19 protein-coding genes are annotated in these 18,585 nt (G+C 72.8%); 8 read left to right on the forward strand and 11 right to left on the reverse strand.

The window, feature by feature from the left end; genetic code table 11:
• Positions 1 to 51: 51 nt before the first annotated feature.
• From R6Y94_RS25745 to R6Y94_RS25765, 5 genes are all read right to left on the reverse strand, one after another.
• Positions 52 to 756 (reverse strand): glycosyltransferase family 2 protein, encoded by a 705-nt coding sequence (locus R6Y94_RS25745; protein ID WP_318398526.1) that lies wholly within the window; start codon positions 754 to 756, stop codon positions 52 to 54.
• A 195-nt stretch (positions 757 to 951) separates the two neighbouring features.
• Positions 952 to 2,409, reverse strand: a complete 1,458-nt coding sequence (locus tag R6Y94_RS25750; RefSeq protein WP_412102884.1) for a histidine kinase dimerization/phospho-acceptor domain-containing protein — start codon at positions 2,407 to 2,409, stop codon at positions 952 to 954.
• Positions 2,410 to 2,413: 4 nt separating this feature from the next.
• On the reverse strand, positions 2,414 to 3,130 hold the full coding sequence (locus tag R6Y94_RS25755) for a response regulator transcription factor (RefSeq protein WP_318398423.1): 717 nt from the start codon (positions 3,128 to 3,130) through the stop codon (positions 2,414 to 2,416).
• A 204-nt stretch (positions 3,131 to 3,334) separates the two neighbouring features.
• A complete protein-coding gene (locus tag R6Y94_RS25760; protein WP_412102875.1) occupies positions 3,335 to 3,913 on the reverse strand; it encodes a hypothetical protein in 579 nt (192 codons plus the stop codon).
• 59 nt (positions 3,914 to 3,972) lie between these two features.
• Positions 3,973 to 5,160, reverse strand: coding sequence for an acetyl-CoA C-acyltransferase (locus R6Y94_RS25765; protein WP_318398424.1), 1,188 nt, complete (start codon positions 5,158 to 5,160; stop codon positions 3,973 to 3,975).
• Positions 5,161 to 5,310: 150 nt separating this feature from the next.
• On the opposite strand from R6Y94_RS25765, the gene R6Y94_RS25770 reads away from it, so the two are divergent.
• Complete coding sequence (locus R6Y94_RS25770) at positions 5,311 to 5,754, forward strand: PH domain-containing protein (RefSeq protein ID WP_318398425.1); 444 nt, start codon at positions 5,311 to 5,313, stop codon at positions 5,752 to 5,754.
• 79 nt (positions 5,755 to 5,833) lie between these two features.
• On the opposite strand, the gene R6Y94_RS25775 is transcribed toward R6Y94_RS25770, so the two are convergent.
• Positions 5,834 to 6,745 (reverse strand): rhomboid family intramembrane serine protease, encoded by a 912-nt coding sequence (locus tag R6Y94_RS25775; protein ID WP_318398426.1) that lies wholly within the window; start codon positions 6,743 to 6,745, stop codon positions 5,834 to 5,836.
• A gap of 70 nt (positions 6,746 to 6,815) precedes the next feature.
• Positions 6,816 to 7,346, reverse strand: coding sequence for a peptidylprolyl isomerase (locus R6Y94_RS25780; RefSeq protein WP_318398427.1), 531 nt, complete (start codon positions 7,344 to 7,346; stop codon positions 6,816 to 6,818).
• Between the two features lie 189 nt (positions 7,347 to 7,535).
• Between R6Y94_RS25780 and R6Y94_RS25785 the strand changes: the two genes are divergently transcribed.
• Positions 7,536 to 8,225: a hypothetical protein gene (locus tag R6Y94_RS25785; protein ID WP_318398428.1), complete on the forward strand. Its 690-nt coding sequence runs from the start codon at positions 7,536 to 7,538 to the stop codon at positions 8,223 to 8,225.
• Positions 8,226 to 8,412: 187 nt separating this feature from the next.
• Here the strand turns inward: R6Y94_RS25785 and corA are convergent, their stop codons facing one another.
• From corA to R6Y94_RS25800, 3 genes are all read right to left on the reverse strand, one after another.
• Positions 8,413 to 9,561 carry a magnesium/cobalt transporter CorA gene (gene corA / locus R6Y94_RS25790; RefSeq protein ID WP_318398429.1) on the reverse strand — a complete coding sequence of 383 codons (1,149 nt, stop codon included), beginning with the start codon at positions 9,559 to 9,561 and terminating at the stop codon, positions 8,413 to 8,415.
• A gap of 588 nt (positions 9,562 to 10,149) precedes the next feature.
• Positions 10,150 to 11,244 carry a PLP-dependent aminotransferase family protein gene (locus R6Y94_RS25795; RefSeq protein ID WP_318398430.1) on the reverse strand — a complete coding sequence of 365 codons (1,095 nt, stop codon included), beginning with the start codon at positions 11,242 to 11,244 and terminating at the stop codon, positions 10,150 to 10,152.
• 280 nt (positions 11,245 to 11,524) lie between these two features.
• On the reverse strand, positions 11,525 to 11,917 hold the full coding sequence (locus tag R6Y94_RS25800; protein ID WP_318398431.1) for a cyclic nucleotide-binding/CBS domain-containing protein: 393 nt from the start codon (positions 11,915 to 11,917) through the stop codon (positions 11,525 to 11,527).
• A gap of 112 nt (positions 11,918 to 12,029) precedes the next feature.
• Between R6Y94_RS25800 and R6Y94_RS25805 the strand changes: the two genes are divergently transcribed.
• The 5 genes from R6Y94_RS25805 to R6Y94_RS25825 all read left to right on the forward strand — a co-directional run bounded on the left by R6Y94_RS25805 (position 12,030) and on the right by R6Y94_RS25825 (position 15,996).
• Complete coding sequence (locus tag R6Y94_RS25805; RefSeq protein ID WP_318398432.1) at positions 12,030 to 12,479, forward strand: NUDIX hydrolase; 450 nt, start codon at positions 12,030 to 12,032, stop codon at positions 12,477 to 12,479.
• Positions 12,476 to 13,315, forward strand: coding sequence for a hypothetical protein (locus R6Y94_RS25810; RefSeq protein ID WP_318398433.1), 840 nt, complete (start codon positions 12,476 to 12,478; stop codon positions 13,313 to 13,315). Before R6Y94_RS25805 ends, R6Y94_RS25810 begins: the two co-directional genes overlap by 4 nt.
• Before the next feature lie 191 nt (positions 13,316 to 13,506).
• On the forward strand, positions 13,507 to 14,238 hold the full coding sequence (locus R6Y94_RS25815) for a phosphocholine cytidylyltransferase family protein (RefSeq protein ID WP_318398434.1): 732 nt from the start codon (positions 13,507 to 13,509) through the stop codon (positions 14,236 to 14,238).
• Positions 14,226 to 15,293 (forward strand): iron-containing alcohol dehydrogenase family protein, encoded by a 1,068-nt coding sequence (locus tag R6Y94_RS25820; protein WP_318398435.1) that lies wholly within the window; start codon positions 14,226 to 14,228, stop codon positions 15,291 to 15,293. The genes R6Y94_RS25815 and R6Y94_RS25820 overlap by 13 nt, the downstream gene beginning before the upstream one ends.
• On the forward strand, positions 15,268 to 15,996 hold the full coding sequence (locus tag R6Y94_RS25825) for a CDP-alcohol phosphatidyltransferase family protein (protein ID WP_318398436.1): 729 nt from the start codon (positions 15,268 to 15,270) through the stop codon (positions 15,994 to 15,996). Before R6Y94_RS25820 ends, R6Y94_RS25825 begins: the two co-directional genes overlap by 26 nt.
• Positions 15,997 to 16,140: 144 nt before the next feature.
• Here the strand turns inward: R6Y94_RS25825 and R6Y94_RS25830 are convergent, their stop codons facing one another.
• Positions 16,141 to 17,313, reverse strand: a complete 1,173-nt coding sequence (locus R6Y94_RS25830) for a glycosyltransferase family 4 protein (RefSeq protein ID WP_318398437.1) — start codon at positions 17,311 to 17,313, stop codon at positions 16,141 to 16,143.
• Between the two features lie 84 nt (positions 17,314 to 17,397).
• Between R6Y94_RS25830 and R6Y94_RS25835 the strand changes: the two genes are divergently transcribed.
• Positions 17,398 to 18,270: an Fpg/Nei family DNA glycosylase gene (locus tag R6Y94_RS25835; RefSeq protein WP_318398438.1), complete on the forward strand. Its 873-nt coding sequence runs from the start codon at positions 17,398 to 17,400 to the stop codon at positions 18,268 to 18,270.
• Positions 18,271 to 18,585: the final 315 nt, after the last annotated feature.

Below are 18,585 nucleotides of genomic sequence, written 5' to 3' on the forward strand. Positions count from 1 at the left end.
CCACCGCCGCGCCCGCCCCCGACCCGTCCCCGGGTCGGGGGTGGCGCCGGGTCAGCGCCGGCCGGGGGTCTCCCGACGGCGGGTACGCTCCCGGCCGAGGATCAGCAGCGCCTCGACACCGTCCTTCCAGGTGATCTTCTTGCCCTCTTCCCGGTTGCGGGCCCGGTAGCTGATCGGCACCTCGTACGGGCGGATCCGGCGGCGCAGCAGTTTGCCGGTCACCTCCGCCTCCATCCCGAACCCCCGGGAGCGGATGTCGAGCGAGCGGTAGAGCCCGACCGGCATCAGCTTGAAGCAGGTCTCCAGATCCCCGATGTAGGAGTTGAACAGCACGTTGGCGGCGGTGGTGACGGCCTTGTTGCCCATCACGTACCAGAAGCTGTAGGCGCTGTGGCTGCCGAATGTCCGATTTCCGTAGACCACCGTGGCCCGGCCGTCCAGCACCGGGGCGAGCAGCTTCGGGATGTCCTGCGGGTCGTACTCCAGGTCGGCGTCGAGGATCACCATGTATTCGCCCTCGGCGTTGTCCACCGCGGTCCGGATCGCCGCACCCTTGCCGGCGTTGCGGGGATGGGTGATCACCCGGAGCCGGGTGTCGTCGGCCCGACCGAGGATCTCTCCGGTAGCATCACGGCTGCCGTCATCGACCACGACGAGTTCGATCTCGCATGGATAGTCGACCGCGAGGGCCTGCTTGAGGGCGTCCGCGATGCGTTCTTCCTCGTTGTAGACCGGCATGAGGATCGAGAGCTTCACGGGGATCTCCACGGTGCCGACGACAAATCGGCCCTAGCCTAGCCTGATTACCGGCCTCCGCCATGCCTGGCATCCGCGCCCGGCCTCCCGGATCACCTCCACTCGGCGGGTTTGGCCGGGGCCGACGTCGGGGCCGAAGCGGGCCGACGGCCGGGCCACGGTAAGGAGCGGCTACGCCCCTGGCCGGTGACCGTTCTAGCCTCCGGCTGGTAACCAGACGGTAAAACTCGCGCCACCTTCCGGGGCGTGCCCGGCGGTGATCCGGCCGCCCAGCCGGCGGACCAGACCGGCGGCGAGGGCCAGCCCTAGCCCGCTGCCAGCCTGGCGTACGCCCTGGTAGCGCTGGCGCAGCGCACCGCGCTCAAAGGCCACCGCGAGGTCGTCGTCGGTCAGCCCCGGCCCCGCGTCCCGGACCTCCAGCACCCCGCCGGGCGGTTCGGCCGGCCCTCCCGGGCGTACCGCGAGCACGATCGCCGCGCCCGGCGGTACGACCCGGAGCGCGTTCTCCAGCAGCCCGTCCACGACCTGCCGGATCCGGCCCGGATCGGTGTGCACCGAGGTCGGCGCGGCCGGCACCTCGACCCGGAGTACGACGCCGAGCGCGGCGCAGCGGGCGCTCCACACCTGGGCGGCGTCGGCGGTCAACCGGTTCAGGTCCACCGCCGCCGGCTCCAGGGCGAAGTCGGCCGCCTCCAGCCGGGCCAGCGACAGCAGGTCGCCGATCAGCCGGTCGAGGTGTTCCGCCTCGGTCAGCATGGTCTGGCCGGCCCGCTGGGCGCCCTCCGGGCCGACCACCCCGTCGGCCAGCGCCTCCGCGTAGCCCCGGATCGCGGTCAGCGGGGTACGCAGTTCGTGCGAGACGGAGAGCAGGAACTCCCGCTGCCGCCCCTCGCTCTGGGCCAGCGCGGCAGCCAGGTCGTTGAGCGCGTACGCCAGGTCGGCGGCCTCCTCCGGCGGCTCCACCGGGACCCGTACCGCCCGGTCGCCGGAGCGCAACCGGGCCGCCGCCGTCGCCGCGTGCCGGATCGGCCGGGCGAGCCGGCGGGCCAGCAGCGCCCCGGCCACCACCCCGGCGGTCAGCCCGGCGAGCAGCGGCAGCCAGAGCAGCCCGACGACGTCCCCCCACAGCTCGGTGGTGGCCGGCCGGGCCAGTACGACACCGTTGCCGCCCGGCAGCCAGCGCCCCTCCACCATCGCCCGCCGGCCGGCGACCGATCGCTGGCCGGAGAAGTTCCGGCCGGCCGCCAGCCGGTCGACCACCTCGGCGGGCAGGCCGGGCCGGTCGGGACTGCCGGCCCTGATCAGGTACGCGTCGATGCCCTGGTTACGCAGTTGCCGGACGATCCGCTCCTCGTCGGCGGCCCGTCCCCGGTCCAGCCGGTTCCGCAGCGCCTCGGCGGCGAGCCGGGCCTGTGCCGCCAGCGCGTCCCGGGCCTGCCGCTCGGCCGAGCGGGTGGCCAGCGGCACCGCGACGACGGCGGTCACGAAGACCGCCACCAGAGCCACCGCGCAACTGGCCGCGACCGCGCGGGCGGTCAGGGTACGTCCGAACCGGCGCGCCCGGTCCCGCCCCGGCGCGCCGCCGGCCGGTTCGGCCGCCGGCCGGCCCGTCCCGGCGCGATCGCCGGTCGCCGGCCGGCTCGTCCCGTCCACCGGATCAGCCGGCACAGGCGTACCCGACGCCGCGATGGGTCCGGATCACGTCGGCGGCGGGGCCGAGCTTGCCGCGTACCTGCGCGACGTGCACGTCGACGGTGCGGGTGCCGGTGTGCGCGGCGTAGCCCCAGACGCTGGCCAGCAGTTCCTCCCGGGTGAAGACCCGGCCCGGCCGGCCCATCAGGTGTGCCAGCAGCTCGAACTCGGTGGAGGTGAGCTGCACCGGGTCACCGGCCACGCTGACCTGCCGGCGTACCGGATCGAGAGTGACCGGGCCGACCACCCGGGGTTGCCCGGCGGCGTCCGGGGCGCCACCGGTGCGGCGCAGCACCGCCCGGATCCGGGCCACCAGCTCGCGGGGACTGAACGGCTTGGTCACGTAGTCGTCCGCACCGAGTTCCAGCCCGACGACCCGATCCACCTCGTCGTCCCGGGCGGTCAGGAAGATCACCGGCGTCCAGTCGCCGGCCGCGCGCAGCCGACGGCAGATCTCGGTACCGGTCAGGCCGGGCAGGGCGATGTCGAGTACGCAGGCGACCGGGCGCAGCCGCCGCGCCGCGGCCAGCCCGGCGTCGCCGTCGTGTTCGACGTGTACGCCGTAGCCGTCCCGGGTCAGATAGAGCCGGACCAGGTCGGCGATGGACCGCTCGTCCTCGACCACCAGGACGAGCCCTCGGTGCGGGGCGCTGCTGCCCGGTTGCACGGTGTCGACGGCCACCGGCCAATGATGTCCGATGGCCGGCCTGCTGCCTCCGCCGGCAACGTTCGGATTCGGTACGGGTCCGCCGGCGGGGACAGCGCGGCGTCGGCCAGGTCATCACGACGGCCAGCACGCCGGCGACGGTTCCCGGAAGTGGGCTCTGTTGACCGCCGTGGCTGCCCGACGGCTACTCGGCCGGCGACCCCGCTGCTGACCGGCGGCTCAGACGGCTATGGCGGGGCTGAGTCGCGGAGCCCGGGCCGGTGCGGTCAGCCGGGCCGGCGGGGTCGCCGCCGCCGCCGGGACCGGGTGGTGCCCGATGCCGGGCACGGCCGGGCGGTCGACCGGCGCGGCGGAGTTCGCCACTGCGGACCGGGCCGCCATCTTCGGCCGGAAGACCTGGCTGAACAGGGCGTCGAGCTGCCACATCTGGCTGGGCCGGTCGGCCCGGATCAGAAACCGCTCGCGTACGCCGTCGACGGCGGTCGCGGCCAGCTCGACCATCGAGGCCCGGGGGTCGGGGTTCCACGCGACGTTGTTGAGGTGCCGCAGTTCGGTGTTGAGGTGCAGCCGCAGCCGGTGCAGCAGCCGGGTCTGCTCGGTGATCACCAGCCGGCGGGTGGTGAGCAGCAGCAGGCAGCCGTGCGTGGGCTGTTCCGGGCGGGTGCACCGGGTCACCAGAACGGTGACCTCGCCGGCCGGTACGCAGTTGCGCAGGACCGGCAGATGCCGACTCACGGTCGGGCTGGCCACCCCGGTCTCGGCGGCGGCCGGCAGGAACGTTCGACAGAACACATCCACGCCTTTTCCAACGAGATCCGGCCGGGGATGACGCGGCCGAGGCATGGACGAGAATGAAATTATAGAAGTTCCACGATGGTTGCGTTGGCCATCCCGCCGCCCTCGCACATCGTCTGGAGGCCGTACCGGACACCGTGGTCGCGCATGTAGTGGAGCATCGTGGTCATGATCCGTGCACCGGAGCCGCCGAGCGGGTGGCCGAGGGCGATCGCGCCGCCCCGGGGGTTGAGCCGGGCGGGGTCGGCCTCGGTCTCGGCCAGCCAGGCGAGCGGCACCGGGGCGAACGCCTCGTTCACCTCGTACACCCCGATCTCCTCGATGCCGAGCCCGGCCCGGCGCAGCGCCCTGGCGGTGGCCGGGATGGGTGCGGTGAGCATCAGCACCGGATCGTCGGCGGTGACCACGGCAGTGTGGATCCGGGCCAGCGGTCGCAGGCCGTGCTGCCGGGCCCACTCGGAGGTGGTCACCGCGAGCGCGGCGGCACCGTCGGAGATCTGCGAGGCGGAGCCGGCGGTGACCACCCCGTCGGCCCGGAAGGGGGTCTTCAGCTCGGCCAGCCGCTCCAGGCTGGTGTCCCGGCGAATTCCCTCGTCGGCGACCACCTTGGCACCGTCCGGTACGAACACCGGGTCGATCTCCGACTCGAAGGCACCGGCGTCCTGGGCGGCCGCCGCCTTCTGGTGACTGGTCAGCGCGTACTCGTCGAGCTGTCGCCGGGTCAGCCCCCAGCGGGCGGCGATCAGCTCCGCGCCGACGCCCTGGTTGAACGGCACCGGATCGTCGGCGGCGAAGCCGGGCGTACCCCGGTAGCGGTCCCGGACCAGGTCGCCGTAGGGCAGACCGGTGCCGGTGGGTCCGGGCGAGATACTGCTGCCCATCGGCACCCGGGTCATCGACTCCACGCCACCGGCGACCACCAGGTCCGCCTGGCCGGAGGCGACCGCCGCCGCCGCGAAGTGCAGCGCCTGCTGGCTCGACCCGCACTGCCGGTCGAGCGTGGTTCCGGGCACCGACTCCGGCCAGCCGGCGGCGAGTACGGCGTTGCGGCCGACGTTCCAGGCCTGCTCGCCGACCTGGGAGACACAGCCCCAGATCACGTCGTCCACCTCGGCCGGGTCCAGCCCGGCGCGTTCGGCGAGCGCCGTGAGCACCCGCGCCGAGAGGTCGACCGGATGCACGGCGCCGAGTACTCCACCGCGCCGCCCGACCGGGGTCCGTACCGCACCGACGATGACCGCGTCCGCCATGTCTACTCCCCAGTAACTTGGCTACCCCGATACTACGTCGTCGGTGAGTGCCGACCGGAAGAGGTCCCGCCGCACCGGTCCGCCCCGGCTGCGGCGACCGGCACCCGCGCCCCGGACGCCCACCCGGGACGGCGATGGCATCCTGGACCCGTGCACTCCGAACCGGACACTCCCGCACGGCGCTGGCGCGTCGAGACCGCGCTGCCGGTGTGCAAGCTCGGCGGCGCGGCCCTCTTCGTCGGGCTCGGCGCCCTCTTCGCCGACGGCGACCCGGTACGACTCGGCGCCGGACTACTGGTCGCGGCCGTCCTGCTCGGCTGGGGCGTACGGGACCTGGTGGCGCCGGTCCGGCTGGCGGTCGACCCCGACGGGGTCACCGTCATCCAGGGCTTCGCCGGACGGCGGCACATCCCCTGGTCGGAGATCGAACGGATCACCGTGGACACCCGGCCCCGCCTCGGGCTGCCGACCGAGACGCTGGAGATCGACCGGGGCGCCTCGCTGCACCTGTTCAGCCGGTACGACCTCGGGGTCGCGCCGCGCGAGGTCGTCGAGGTGCTGCACGCCGTACGCGCCGGCGGCCCGGCGTACTGAGCCGCCGGGCCGCCGGATCCGGCGGTCGGTCGACGCTGGATCCGGCGGTCGGTCGTCGTTTCCGGTGCCCCGCCGAGCTTCAGGCGAGCAGGGCGGCGGACTGCATCAGGGTCAGGCCGGTCAGCACCAGTCCGATCACCGCACCGCCACCGACCTGGAAGAGCGTGCGGCGGGACCGGGGCGCGTAGGCCAGCACCAGGGCCATCGCCGCGCCGGCGGTCAGCCCGCCCAGGTGACCGGCGATGGAGATCCCGGGCACGGCGAAGGTGAAGACCAGGTTGACCACGAGGATCGGGATCACCGACGAGGTGTCCCGACCCAGTCGACGCATGATCACGAAGAGCGCGGCGAAGAGCCCGAAGATCGCGGTCGACGCGCCGACCGTCCGGGCGGTCGCCGGGCTGAACAGGTACGCCGCGACGTTGCCGCCGACCCCGGCAACCAGGTAGAGCGCCAGGAACCGCAGCGGCCCGAGGGCGGCCTCCAGGGACCGGCCCAGCACCCAGAGCGCCCACATGTTCATCAACAGGTGCAGCAGCCCGTAGTGCAGGAACATCGCGGTGAAGAGCCGGTAGTATTCACCGGCCGCGATGCCCTCCTCGACGCCGAACGGGGGGACCCGGTCCAGGCCGAGCACGGCGCCCCACTCGGTCAGCGGGGTCGCCCCGCCGAGCAGCCCGCCGAAACCGGCGCCGGCCACCGCCTCGGCGCCCCGGGCGGTGGAAATGGAGATCAGGATCAGCGCGACGTTGACCGCGATCAGCGCCTTGGTGACGTAGCCACGGCGGCCGGCGGCACCGCCACCGAAGGCGGTACGCGCCGGCCGCTGCCCGCGACGGCCCTCCGCCACGCACTCCGGGCACTGGTGCCCGACCGATGCGTCCCGCATGCAGTCGGGACAGATCGGCCGGTCGCACCGGGTGCACCGGACGTAGGTCTCCCGGGACGGGTGGCGGTAGCAGACCGGTGTGGTCGGCGGCGACTCGCTCATGCCGCTTCTCCGCTCATGCCCGACCTCCACCCGCTACGACTCATGCAGGCAAAGGTACCCGGGATCGACGTCAGCCGTCCTTACGCTCGATCTCGACGCGCTCGATGACCACATCCTGGAGCGGCCGGTCCTGCGCGCCGGTCGGAGTGGTGGCGATCGCGTCGACGACCTTCGCCGACTCCTCGTCCGCGACCTGGCCGAAGATGGTGTGCCGGTTGTTCAGGTGCGGGGTCGGCGCGACGGTGATGAAGAACTGCGAGCCGTTGGTGCCCGGGCCGGCGTTCGCCATCGCGAGCAGGTACGGCCGGTCGAACCGCAGGTCCGGGTGGAACTCGTCGGCGAAGTTGTAACCCGGGCCACCCCGGCCGGTGCCGGTCGGGTCACCCATCTGGATCATGAACCCGCTGATCACCCGGTGCGAGATGGTGCCGTCGTAGTACGGCCCGCTGCCCGGCTGGCCGGTCCGCGGGTCGGTGTACTGCCGGGTCCCCTCGGCGAGTTCCACGAAGTTCCGCACGGTCTTCGGGGCGTGGTTCGGAAACAGTTCCAGCCGGATCGGACCGGCGTTGGTGTGCAGGGTTGCGTAGGCGGCCTCGGCCACGAGTACTCCTCGATCGACATGCCGCCGGCCGCGAGGTGCCGGCCGGCGGGACGGTCCGCCGGCCAGGAGGCGCAGGCCGGCGCTGGTAGGTGTTTCTATGCGGATCCTCCCATGTGCCCGTTCTGGCAGTGCGGGCGCATCCGAGGGTGCAGGATGACGGGGGAACAACACCCAAGGAGGTGGGGACCGGTGTTTGGATTCGGGGGGCGCAGATCCCGCAGGAAGCTCGTCAAGGCCGAACTGGGCGAGAGCCTCGATCACCTGATGCGCGCGGCCACCCACGCGGCGTCCGGGGTCGGGGCAACGGTGGGGCCGCGGGCGTACGCCGCCCGGGCCTATCTCGCGCCGACGGCGACCAGGGTGCGGGCGACAGCGTCGGACGGCTGGGAGTCGGCGACGACCAGGTTCGCACCGTTGGCCACGGCCGCCACGGACGGCGCCCGCCAGGCCGGCTCGGTCGCCCGTAAGGCGAGATCGAGGAAGATGAGAGCGATGCGGAAGAAGAACTCGATGATGCGTCGACGCTGGCCGGTCCTGACCGGGCTGATGGTCGCGGGGGCGGTGGCCGGCGCCATGGGCGCGGTCGCGATGCGGCGGCGCGGGCAGCGCCCGTGGGACGAGTACGACCCGGCGGCCACGCTGGACGCCGTACGCGACGACGCCGCCACGATCATGGGCAACTCGGCGGGCGACATGACCCGGGAACCCACCGGGCCCAAGTCCGGGCCGATGGAGAAGGCGAAGGACCGTACGGCGGCGGCCGGCGAGAAGATCTCGACCGGGCCGATCACCGACGGGGCCAAGAAGGTGGCGACGAAGAGCGGCGACAAGTCCGACGGGTTGCTCGGTACGGCCGCGTCGCGCAACAGCGGCAACTGAGCGCCCCGGTACGGGGTGCGCCGCACGTGGTGTGGGCGGGTGGCACTCCGGCGGGGGCCGGCCGCGTTCGGCGGTACGGGCGCACCACCCCGGAGCGGTTCCGGGCAGGTGGCGTCGTCCGGGGACGGTCACGGCGGCGTGGGGCGGGGATGCCCCACGCCGCGACCGTACGCACCGCCGGTGCGGATCAGAGCCAGCGGTTGCGCCGGAACCAGCGGTAGAGGCCGAGCGAGATCAGCAGCATCAGCGCGAGTACGACCGGATAGCCGTACTTCCAGCCGGTCTCCGGCATGAAGTCGAAGTTCATCCCGTAGATGCCGGCGATCGCGGTCCAGACCGCGGCGATGGCGGCCCACGCGGCGATCTTGCGCATGTCGTTGTTCTGATCGACCGTCACCTGGGCGAGCCGGGCCTGGAGGATCGAGTTGAGCAGGTCGTCGTAGGAGTTGACCTGCTCCACCGTGCGGGTCAGGTGGTCCTGCACGTCCCGGAAGTACCGCCGGATCTCCTTCGGCACCTCCCGGTTGACCTGCGCGGTCAGCGTCATCATCGGACGTTGCAGCGGGACGACCGCCCGCTTGAACTCGACGAGTTCCCGCTTCATCTGGTAGATCCGCTGGATCCGGCCGTGCGCCTGCCGGGCGAAGACCTCGCCCTCCAGCAGGTCCAGGTCATCGCCGACCCGGTCGGTCACCTCCAGGTAGATGTCCACCACCCGGTCCATCACGGCGTACGCCACCGCCCACGGCCCCTGGCGGAGGATCTCCTGCCGGGCCTCCAGGTCGGAGCGGACCGGCGCCAGATGGCAGGCGTCCCCGTGCCGGACGGTGAGCACGAAGTTCGGCCCGATGAAGAGCATCACCTGGCCGGTCTCGATCACTTCGGAGTTCTCGGTCAGCTCGCCGTGCCTTACGTACCGGACGGTACGCAGCACCAGGAAGCTGACCTCGCCGAAGCGCTCCAGCTTGGGACGCTGCTCCGCCTTGACGGCATCCTCGACGGCCAGCTCGTGCAACCCGTACGCCGCCGCGATGCCGGCCATCTCCGCCTGGCTCGGCTCGTGCACGCCCAGCCACACGAAGGCGCCGGGCTGCTGCCGCGCGGCGTCCAGCGCCTCGGCGTAACCGAGCTGTCCCGGCTGGCGTACGCCATCGGCGTAGAGCCCGCAGTCGACCACGCCCTGCCCGTCCGGCCGGGGGTTCTCCGGGGTCCGCTGCTGACCGACCTCGGTGCTGAGCATCCGGGTCACCGCCCGCACCGGTGCCGTCCAGGCTCGGGGTCTCGGCCGGCTGTTCCCACTGACCGCCACTCGATCGGAATCGGTTTGATCCGGCATCGCCACCGCCCCCTCTCGGCCCGTTCGGTCGCGGGTTGCAGCGTACGCCGCCGGCACTCGGCGCCGGACATGTCGCGGATCACCGCTGGCGGCGCCACCGGTGGCGGGCCGGTTCGCCGGCGAGGGGCCGGAGAAGTGGCGCCGGGTGGACCGTCCACGTCGGGGGGTAAGGTGCGGACGGCCCACCCGGCACCGTGGGGGCGGGGGTTCTGCTCCGGGGCGCGCCAGCCGCAGCCGGAGGCCTGCCGTCCCGGGACGGAACGAGCGGCTCCACGCGAGTGGCGCTCGCAGCATTGTGGGCCGGCTACCGGCGCGTAGGAAGCCCTGAATTCGCCGACGGCCACTATTGTCAGATATCTGACAGAGCATTCCCAACGAAACACCCGGTCAGCTAGGTAACCGCCCGGAGGCCACGGCCGGCCCCGCCTCCTACCTCCCGGACGTGCACACCGCGCTCACTGCGACCGTTAGCCCAATCCCGGCACCGCCACCCGCTCCGGACGCGAGAAACCGGGGTACGGCCACCGGAAGCGTCCGCCCGGCGCCGTACCCCGGCATCCGTCGCACCGGTCAGCCCTGGAACACCTGTTACTGGCGTACCGCACGCACCGCGTCGGCGAGCCGGCGGACCCCCTCGTCGATCTGGTCGACGGTCACCCCGGAGTACGCCAGCCGCAGCGCGTGCTGGCCCCCCTCCACCAGGAAGTCGCTGCCCTTGACGACCGTGACGCCCCGCTCGACCGCGGCCGGCGCCAGCCGGTCCACGTGCACGTTCTGCGGCAGCTCGATCCAGAGGAAGTAGCCGCCGTTCGGCTCGGTGAACCGGGCGTCCGGGATGTGCACCCGCAGCGCCGCGGCCAGCGCGGCGGCCCGCTCGCCGAGCGCGGTGCTGACGGTCCGGATCGACCGGTCCAGGTCACCGCTGACGCAGAACTGGTGCACGATCGCCTGGGCCACCATGCCGGGCGAGATGTAGAGGTTGGTCGCCTCCTTGGCGATGTCCGCGATCAGCGGCGCCGGACCGACCAGGTAGCCGACCCGGACGCCCGGGCAGACCGTCTTGGTGAAGCTGGAGGCGTGCACGACGCTGCCCTGCCGGTCGAGCGAGAGCATCGAGGGCAGGGGTTCGCCCCGGAACCGGATGTCCGCGTACGGGTCGTCCTCGAAGATCGTGAAGTCGTACTCGGCGGCGAGGTCGAGCAGGGCCTGCCGCTTCTCCGCCGACAGGGTCACCCCGGCCGGGTTCTGGAAGTTCGGGATGATGTGCGCCAGCTTCGGGCGTACCCCGGACTCGAGCAGTTTGCCCAGCTCGTCGGTGTCGACCCCGTCCGGCTGGATGGTGACCGGGTGCAGCTCACCGCCCTGGCGTTGCAGGTTGAGCAGGGTCCGGTCGTAGGTCGGCCGCTCCACCACGACCGCGTCGCCGGGGCGTACCAGGTGCTGGAACAGGAACGCGTCGGCCTGGAGCGAACCGTTGGTGACCAGGACCTGGTCGACCTCGACGCCGTGCTTGTCGGCGATCCACTTCCGCAAGGGCGGGTATCCGACGGATGTCCCGTACCCGGTGATGCCGGCGGGGTCGGCGTCGAAGGCGCGTCCGGCCGCGGCCTTCAGCCCCTCGATGTCGACGATGTCCAGCGACGGCGCCCCACGGGCGAAGGAGATCAGCTGCTCGACAGTCATGACTACCCAGCGTACGGGCGCCGCCAGCGTCCCGGGCGGAGGCACGACAATGTCCGTATCTTGGGCGGCCGAAACCGGCCGGCGGGCGATTCGCCCCGGCTGGTGACGGTCCGGCAGCCGCTGGACGGGACGGCCCGGCACCGGCGTTGTGCCGGTCGGACGCCCGCGTCTCGCGTCGGCCGGGCTGCCGCTCGTCGGGTCGGCCAGGCTCCCGGGCTACGGGTCGGGTCGGGTCGGCTCCCGGGTTGCGGGTCGGCCAGGCTCCCGGGTTGCGGGTCGGTCAGATCGAGGCGACCGCCGGGGTGCCGACCCAGACCCGGACGATGTCCCGGACCGAGATCATCCCGACCACCTCGCCGTCGTCCAGCACCACCAGGTGCCGGAAGCCGCCCCGGGACATCGCCTCGGCGGCCTCGTGCACCGTCCAGTCCGGTCCGGCGTAGACCACGTCCCAGGTCAGGTGCGCGGCGGTCCGTTCGACGTCGACGTCGAGGCCGGCGCCGACGGCCTTGAGCACGTCGCGCTCGGTCATGATGCCGACGCCCTCGGAGTCGGGGTCGACGACGACCGCGGAGCCGACGCCCCGCTCGGCCATCATCTCGGCGGCCTGCCGGAGGGTGTGCTCCGGGCCGACCACCAGGACATTGCCGGACATCGCTTCACGTACCCGCATCACTCATCACATCCTTGGGACGGGGACACCGGTTAGGGACAGACTGGACGTTCGGCCGGGGAACCACAAGCGGCGGTGTGGGCGGCGGGACCGGGGTGGCTAGTCTCGACGCGTGTCCACAGAGCCCCTACGCTGCGCCGGAGCCCTGATCGTCGACGACGAGGGCCGGATCTTCATCCAGCGACGGTCCCCTCACCGGAAGCTCTTTCCCAACACCTGGGACATCGTCGGTGGTCACCTCGAACCGGGCGAGACGGTCGAGGAGGCGCTGTTCCGTGAGGTCACCGAGGAGACCGGCTGGACGGTCTCGCTGGTGCTGGGCACGGTCGGCGAATACCGCTACACGCCCGACGACGGCATCGACCGGATCGAGACCGACTTCCTCGTCCGGGTCGACGGCGACCTCGCCCGCCCCCGGCTGGAGGCGGGCAAGCACACCGAGTTCCGGTGGCTCGGCGAGGACGAGGTCGCGGGGCGCGACGAGCACCGCGACCTCAACGACGGGCTGATCCGGCGGATCGCGGAGGACGGTTTCCGCGCCCTGCACCTGATCGGCCTGTGAACGACCCGGTCCCGCTCGCCCCGCACCAGGCCGCCGCGCTGGTCTGGCCGGCCGTCGACCGGGTCTTGCGCACCGTCATGGCGACCACCCGGGTCCGGGGCGGCGCCGAACTGATCCAGAGTTACGGCGGTCCGGCCGCGACCGGCTTCCTGATCGACTTCCGGACCCGGCTGGCGGCACCCGGCGGCACCATCGACCGCGTCGGGCTGGCCGCCCTGCTCCGCTACGGCGACCTGGCCGAGTGCCAGCGGGTGCTGGACAAGCAGGTCGCGCACGGGATGCTGTACCGCCTGCCGGACGGCGGCGTGCTGGCCACCGAGCGCGGCCGGGCCTTCCTGGCCGAGCTCGCCGAACTGCACGCCGAGGTGACCGGGGAGATCTGGGCCAGGCACCCCGAACGGGTACGCCGACTCGTCGGCATCCTCGGCCGGCTGCTCTCGGCCGCACTCGACGAGCTGCGTCCCGCCGAGCCGCCGGTACCGGGCACCGGGCACGGCCACCTGCCACCCGCGCCGGCCGAGACCGTCCCGGTGGACGGACCGACCGACGGGCGGGCGTTCGAGGCGGTGGCGCCCCCGTACGAGCCGGACGGCACCCCGCCGGGCGTACTGCTGCTGAACCGGCTCGGCACGCTGCAGTACCACCGCGACGACGCGCACGCCGCCGCGTGGCAGGCCGCCGGGCACACGGCCCGGAGCATCGCCGAACTCGCGGCGGGGCCGGAACGGCTCGCCATCGAGCTGGAGACGGACCGCCGGGCGGCCGGCCCGTACGCCGTGCTGACCCCGCCGGAGCGGCTGCGGCTCCTCGCCGACCTGGCCGCGCTGCCCGGCTGAACACCCGGCCCGGCCCGCCTCCCGCAGAGCTGCCACAGCTCGCCCTCCGTTACCTGCCTCGACGGGTGGTTTCCGCCCGTTCACCCGCCGTTGCATCGACATGGGTTACTCTGCTGTTTGCCGGGAATTCGTACTCCTGACACGCAGCGCTATCCTCCGTGCGTTGGACGTGTCGCTAGGGAGGACCCGGAATGATCGGTGTGGTACTGGCCGCGGGGGCGGGTCGCCGGCTGCGGCCGTACACGGACACCCTGCCCAAGGCACTCATTCCGGTCGACGGCGAGACCACGATTCTCGACATCGCGCTGCGTAACCTGGCCGAGGTCGGGCTGACCGACGTGACCGTGGTGGTCGGGTACGCGGCCGGCACGGTCGAGGCCCGGCAGGCCGCTCTCCAGGACCGCTACGGCGTGAAGCTCAGCCTGGTACACAACGACCGGGCCGAGGAGTGGAACAACGCGTACTCGCTCTGGCTGGCCCGCGAGCACTTCGCCCAGGGCGCGCTGCTGGTCAACGGCGACACCGTGCACCCGGTCGACGTGGAGCGGACCCTGCTCGCCCGGCGCGGCCCGGGCATCCTGCTCGCGGTCGACACCGTGAAGAAGCTCGCCGACGAGGAGATGAAGACGGTCTTCGACGACTCCGGCCAGCTCGTCCGGATCAGCAAGTTGATGGACCCGGCGCAGGCGTACGGGGAGTACATCGGGGCGACCGTGATCGAGTCCCGGGTCGCCGGTGAGCTGGCCGACGCGCTGGAGGCGACCTGGCGACGTGACCCCAACCTCTACTACGAGGACGGCTACCAGGAGTTCGCGCAGCGCGGCGGCGAGGTGCGGGCGGCACCCATCGGCGACCTGCCCTGGGTCGAGGTCGACAACCACGAGGACCTGGCCCGAGCCCGGGAGATCGCATGCCACTACTAGCCCGTACCGTCAACACCCCGCTGGTGATCGACGTGCGCCGCGGCGCGGTCGCGGACCTCGGTGCGCTGCTCGCCGACCGGCGGATCTCGGCCGGCGGCGAGGTGGCGGTGGTGGTCGGCCCCGGGCAGGGCGAGCGGATCGCCGAGCTGTGCCGGCCCGGCCTCGGCAACGCCGACGTCTTCACCGTGACCGGCGGCACCCTGGACGCCGCCCAGGAACTCGGCGAGCACCTGCACCGCCGCTCCTACGACGCGGTGGTCGGGATCGGCGGCGGCAAGACCATCGACACCGCGAAGTGGGCCGCGTCGCGCTACGGCATCCCGATGGTGACCGTGGCGACCAGCCTGGCGCACGACGGCATCGCCTCGCCGACCGCCTCGCTGGACCACGACGGCGGCAAGGGCTCCTACGGGGTGCACATCCCGATCGCCATCGTGGTCGACCTCGATTTCGTGGAGAACGGCCCGGACCGGCAGACCCAGGCCGGCATCGGGGACGCGCTGAGCAACCTCAGCGCGGTCGCCGACTGGGAGCTGGCCCACCGGGTACGCGCGGAGCCGATCGACGGGCTCGCCGTCACGCTGGCCCGCTCCGGCGCCGAGGCCCTGATCAACCATCCCGGCAAGATCACCGACGACGCCTTCCTGACCACGCTGGCCGAGGCGCTGATCCTGGGCGGCATCGCCTCGTCGATCTGCGGCTCGACCCGGCCGGTCAGCGGCGGCTGCCACGAGATCTCGCACGCGCTGGACCGGCTCAACCCGGGCGCGTCGTCGCACGGCGAGCAGGTCGGGCTCGGCGCGCTCTTCTGCACCTACCTGCGCGGCGACCTGGAACGGTTCGGCCAGCTCGCCTCCTGCCTGCATCGGCACGGGCTGCCCACCACCCCGACGGAGCTGGGGCTGACCGACGACGAGTTCGCCGCCGCCGTCCACTATGCCCCGAGCACCCGGCCGGATCGATACACCATTCTGGAACACCTCGACCTGGCTCCTGCCGCGATCGGTGAACGGCTGGCAAACTACGGCGATGCAATCCGTGAACATCTCGGCTGACCTGGTGTCCCCGCCCACCGCCGCCGACTTCTACCGGGTCAACCGGGGCGGTGGCCTGTTCAGCGAGGCGATCAGCCAGCGGATCGGCGCCGCCCTGGCCCTGGCCGCGCACCGGATGGGGCTGCCGCCCACCGCGCTGACCATGGGCAACCTGGTACTCGGGCTGGCGGTGTCGGTGACCGTGGTGACCCTGGCCGGGCCGGTCGCCGCCGGGGACGTACCGGCCTGGGTGGTGGGGCTGGCCGCGCTGCTCGGCTGGCAGTTGGCGTACGCCCTGGACTGCGCGGACGGGCAGCTCGCCCGGGTCACCGGCCAGGGCAGCCCGGCCGGTGCACGGGTGGACGTGCTCTGCGACGTGGCGGCCCAGATCGCACTGGTCACCGCACTGTCGGCGACGGCGGTGGCGCAGCGGCCCTCGGCACCGATCTGGCTGGTCGCGGCGTTCGCCGGCACCTGGATGGTCAACCTGGTGACCTCGGTGATGGCGGCCGGCCCGAACGCCGCCAGCATGGTCACCTCGACCTCGCTGCCGGTCCGGCTGGTGAAGCTGATCCGGGACTACGGTGCGGTGATCTTCCTGGCCGGGCTGGTGCTGACCGTCGTACCGGCGTGGACGACCTGGCTGATCGCCGCCTTCACGGTGGTCAACGGCGGCTTCCTGCTGGCCAGCATCGCCTTCTCGGCCCGCGCCTCGCTCCGCTGACCTCGTCCGCACCCGTCGGGCCGCACCGGCGGCCGGCGGGCACGCCGCAGCGGCGGGCGACGGGTGCGACTGGTCCCGGCACGCCGCACCGGCGGGAACGCCGGAAAGCCCCGGACCCTTGCCGGCCGACCGCCGGCCGGGCGGTCAGCGTCCGGCCATCCCGGCGTAGACGTCCAGGAGTTGCTTGGTGACCACGTCGGGGTGGAAGGTCCGTTCGTATCGGGCCCGGGCCAGCGGGGCGACGGTCGCGGCGGCCTCCCGGGCGGTGGGCAGCGCCGCGGCCAGCTCGGCCGGTTCCGGTCGGACGAGCCAGCCCGCCGCACCCGCCGGGTCGTCCGCGCCGACCAGGTACGGGATGCCGCCGAGCGCGGTACCCAGCACCGGGCGGCCGGCGGCCAGCGCCTCGATCACCACCGTGGGCAGCACGTCGTGCCAGGTCGGCACGGCCAACACCACGGCGGTGGACCGGAGCGCGGCGGCCACCCCGGCCCGGTCCAGCGGGCCGAGGAACTCGACGTCGGCGCGCTCGGCGGCGGCCGCCTCCGCCAGCGGGCGCAGTTCGCCGTCCCCGGCGATGCGCAGCGGACCGAGTGCGCCGTCGGGGTGCCGGCGCCAGGCGTCGAGCAGCAGCCCGACCCCCTTCTCCGGGGAGAGCCGGCCGAAGAACAGGAAGCCCTCGCCGAGCGGTGCCGGGATGCCGGGATCCGGGATGCCGTTCGGCTTGACCACGATCCGCTCCTCCGGGATGCCGTAGTCGCGCAGGTGCGCGGCGATCCCGGAGGTGAGCGCGATGTAGCGGTCCACGGACCGCCAGGTCGGCCGGTGTACGGCCAGGGTGGTCGCCATCAGCGCGCTCTGCGCCCGGGAGCCCCGGTAGCAGCGGTGCACGATCGCCGGCACGCCCAGCGCCCGGCCCCGGCAGTCCTGGCAGATCTTGCCGTCCCGGAAGTAGAGCCCGGAGGAGCAGACCTGCCGGTAGTTGTGCACCGTCTGCACCACTGGCACCCCGTGCCTGTGCGCGGTCCGGACCACCCAGGGCGAGAGCAGCGGGTACGGGTTGTGCAGGTGCAGTACGTCCGGCCGGTGCTCGGTGATCAGCCGGCTCAGCTCCTGCTGCGCCTTTGGCGCGTAGATCGGCGAGATCGGCAGCAGCGCCTTGGCTGCCGGCGAGAACTCCGCGATCTCGTCGGAACTGCGCAGGAAGGGATGGACGGTCACCCCGGCGGCCCGGAGCTGGGTGATCTCCTGGTCGACGATGGTGTTCTCGCCGGACGGCTGCGCCTCGCGGTACCGGTTGTGCGCCACGATCACCTGCACGCCGGTCGCCCCTCCTCCATGATCACGTCCTTCCCCGTCCGCGCGTTCCGCGCGTGGCCGGGATTGAACGCTACCGTTTATCTCGTGCCTGAGTTACCTGAGGTGGAGGCGCTCGCCGGCTACCTGCGCGAGCGGGCGGTCGGCCGGCGGGTCGACCGGATCGAGGTGGCGGCGATCAGCGCCCTGAAGACGTACGACCCGGCGCCGTCGGCGGCCGCCGGTCGGGAGGTCGTGGGGGCGGGCCGGCACGGCAAGTTCCTCGACGTGACGCTGGCCGGCGACGGTGCGCCGGACGTGCACCTGGTGGTGCACCTGGCCCGGGCCGGCTGGCTGCACTACCGGGAGGCGTTCAACTCGGCCGTGCCGCTCAAGCCCGGCAAGGGCCCGATCGCGCTGCGGGTACGCCTCGACGACGGGTCCGGTTTCGACCTGACCGAGGCCGGTACCCAGAAGAAGCTCGCCGTGTACCTGGTGACCGATCCGGGCCAGGTGTCCGGGGTGTCCCGGCTCGGGCCGGACGCGCTCGCCGCCGACCTCGGCACCTTTGCCGAGCGGCTGCGCGGCCGACGGGGCCAGGTGAAGGGCGTGCTGACCGACCAGGAGGTGCTGGCCGGGGTCGGCAACGCGTACTCGGACGAGATCCTGCACGCGGCGAAGCTGTCGCCGTTCGCGCTGACCAACCGGCTCACCGACGAGCAGATGGCGGCGCTGCACGAGGCGACCCGGCAGGTGCTCGGGGACGCGGTGGCCCGGTCGCTGGGTCAGCGGGCGGCGGAACTGAAGGGGGAGAAACGGGCCGGATTGCGGGTGCACGCCCGGACCGGGCTGCCCTGCCCGGTCTGTGCCGACACGATCCGTGAGGTGTCGTTCGCCGACTCGAGCCTGCAGTACTGTCCGAAATGTCAGACCGGTGGCAAGCCGCTCGCCGATCGCCGGCTCTCCCGACTGGTCCGCTGACCGGCGACGACGCCGCTCCCGCGCCGGGTGACCGGGGGTCCGCTGCTGCGCGGTCGTGCTTGTAGCTTGAGCGATCCTGCTTGTACGGTAAGTGACCCCGGCTCGCACACCGGGTCGAAAACGCCCACTGGTCAAGAAACCGGGAACCGCCGGGCTCTACCGCCACCGCTATCCGTCGGTATAGTGACCCCGGTCTGCGACTCCGCTGTGGGCGGCCCGGCTCTCGTTGCCGGCGGGGCGGACGGGGTGCTGTCCCTCGGGTCGGTGTCCCCGGCGATCACAGTTCGGTCTCCGCGCCGCGAGGTGGCGCTCCGG

This window comes from Plantactinospora sp. KLBMP9567 (assembly GCF_033446045.1).
Lineage (GTDB): Bacteria > Actinomycetota > Actinomycetes > Mycobacteriales > Micromonosporaceae > Plantactinospora.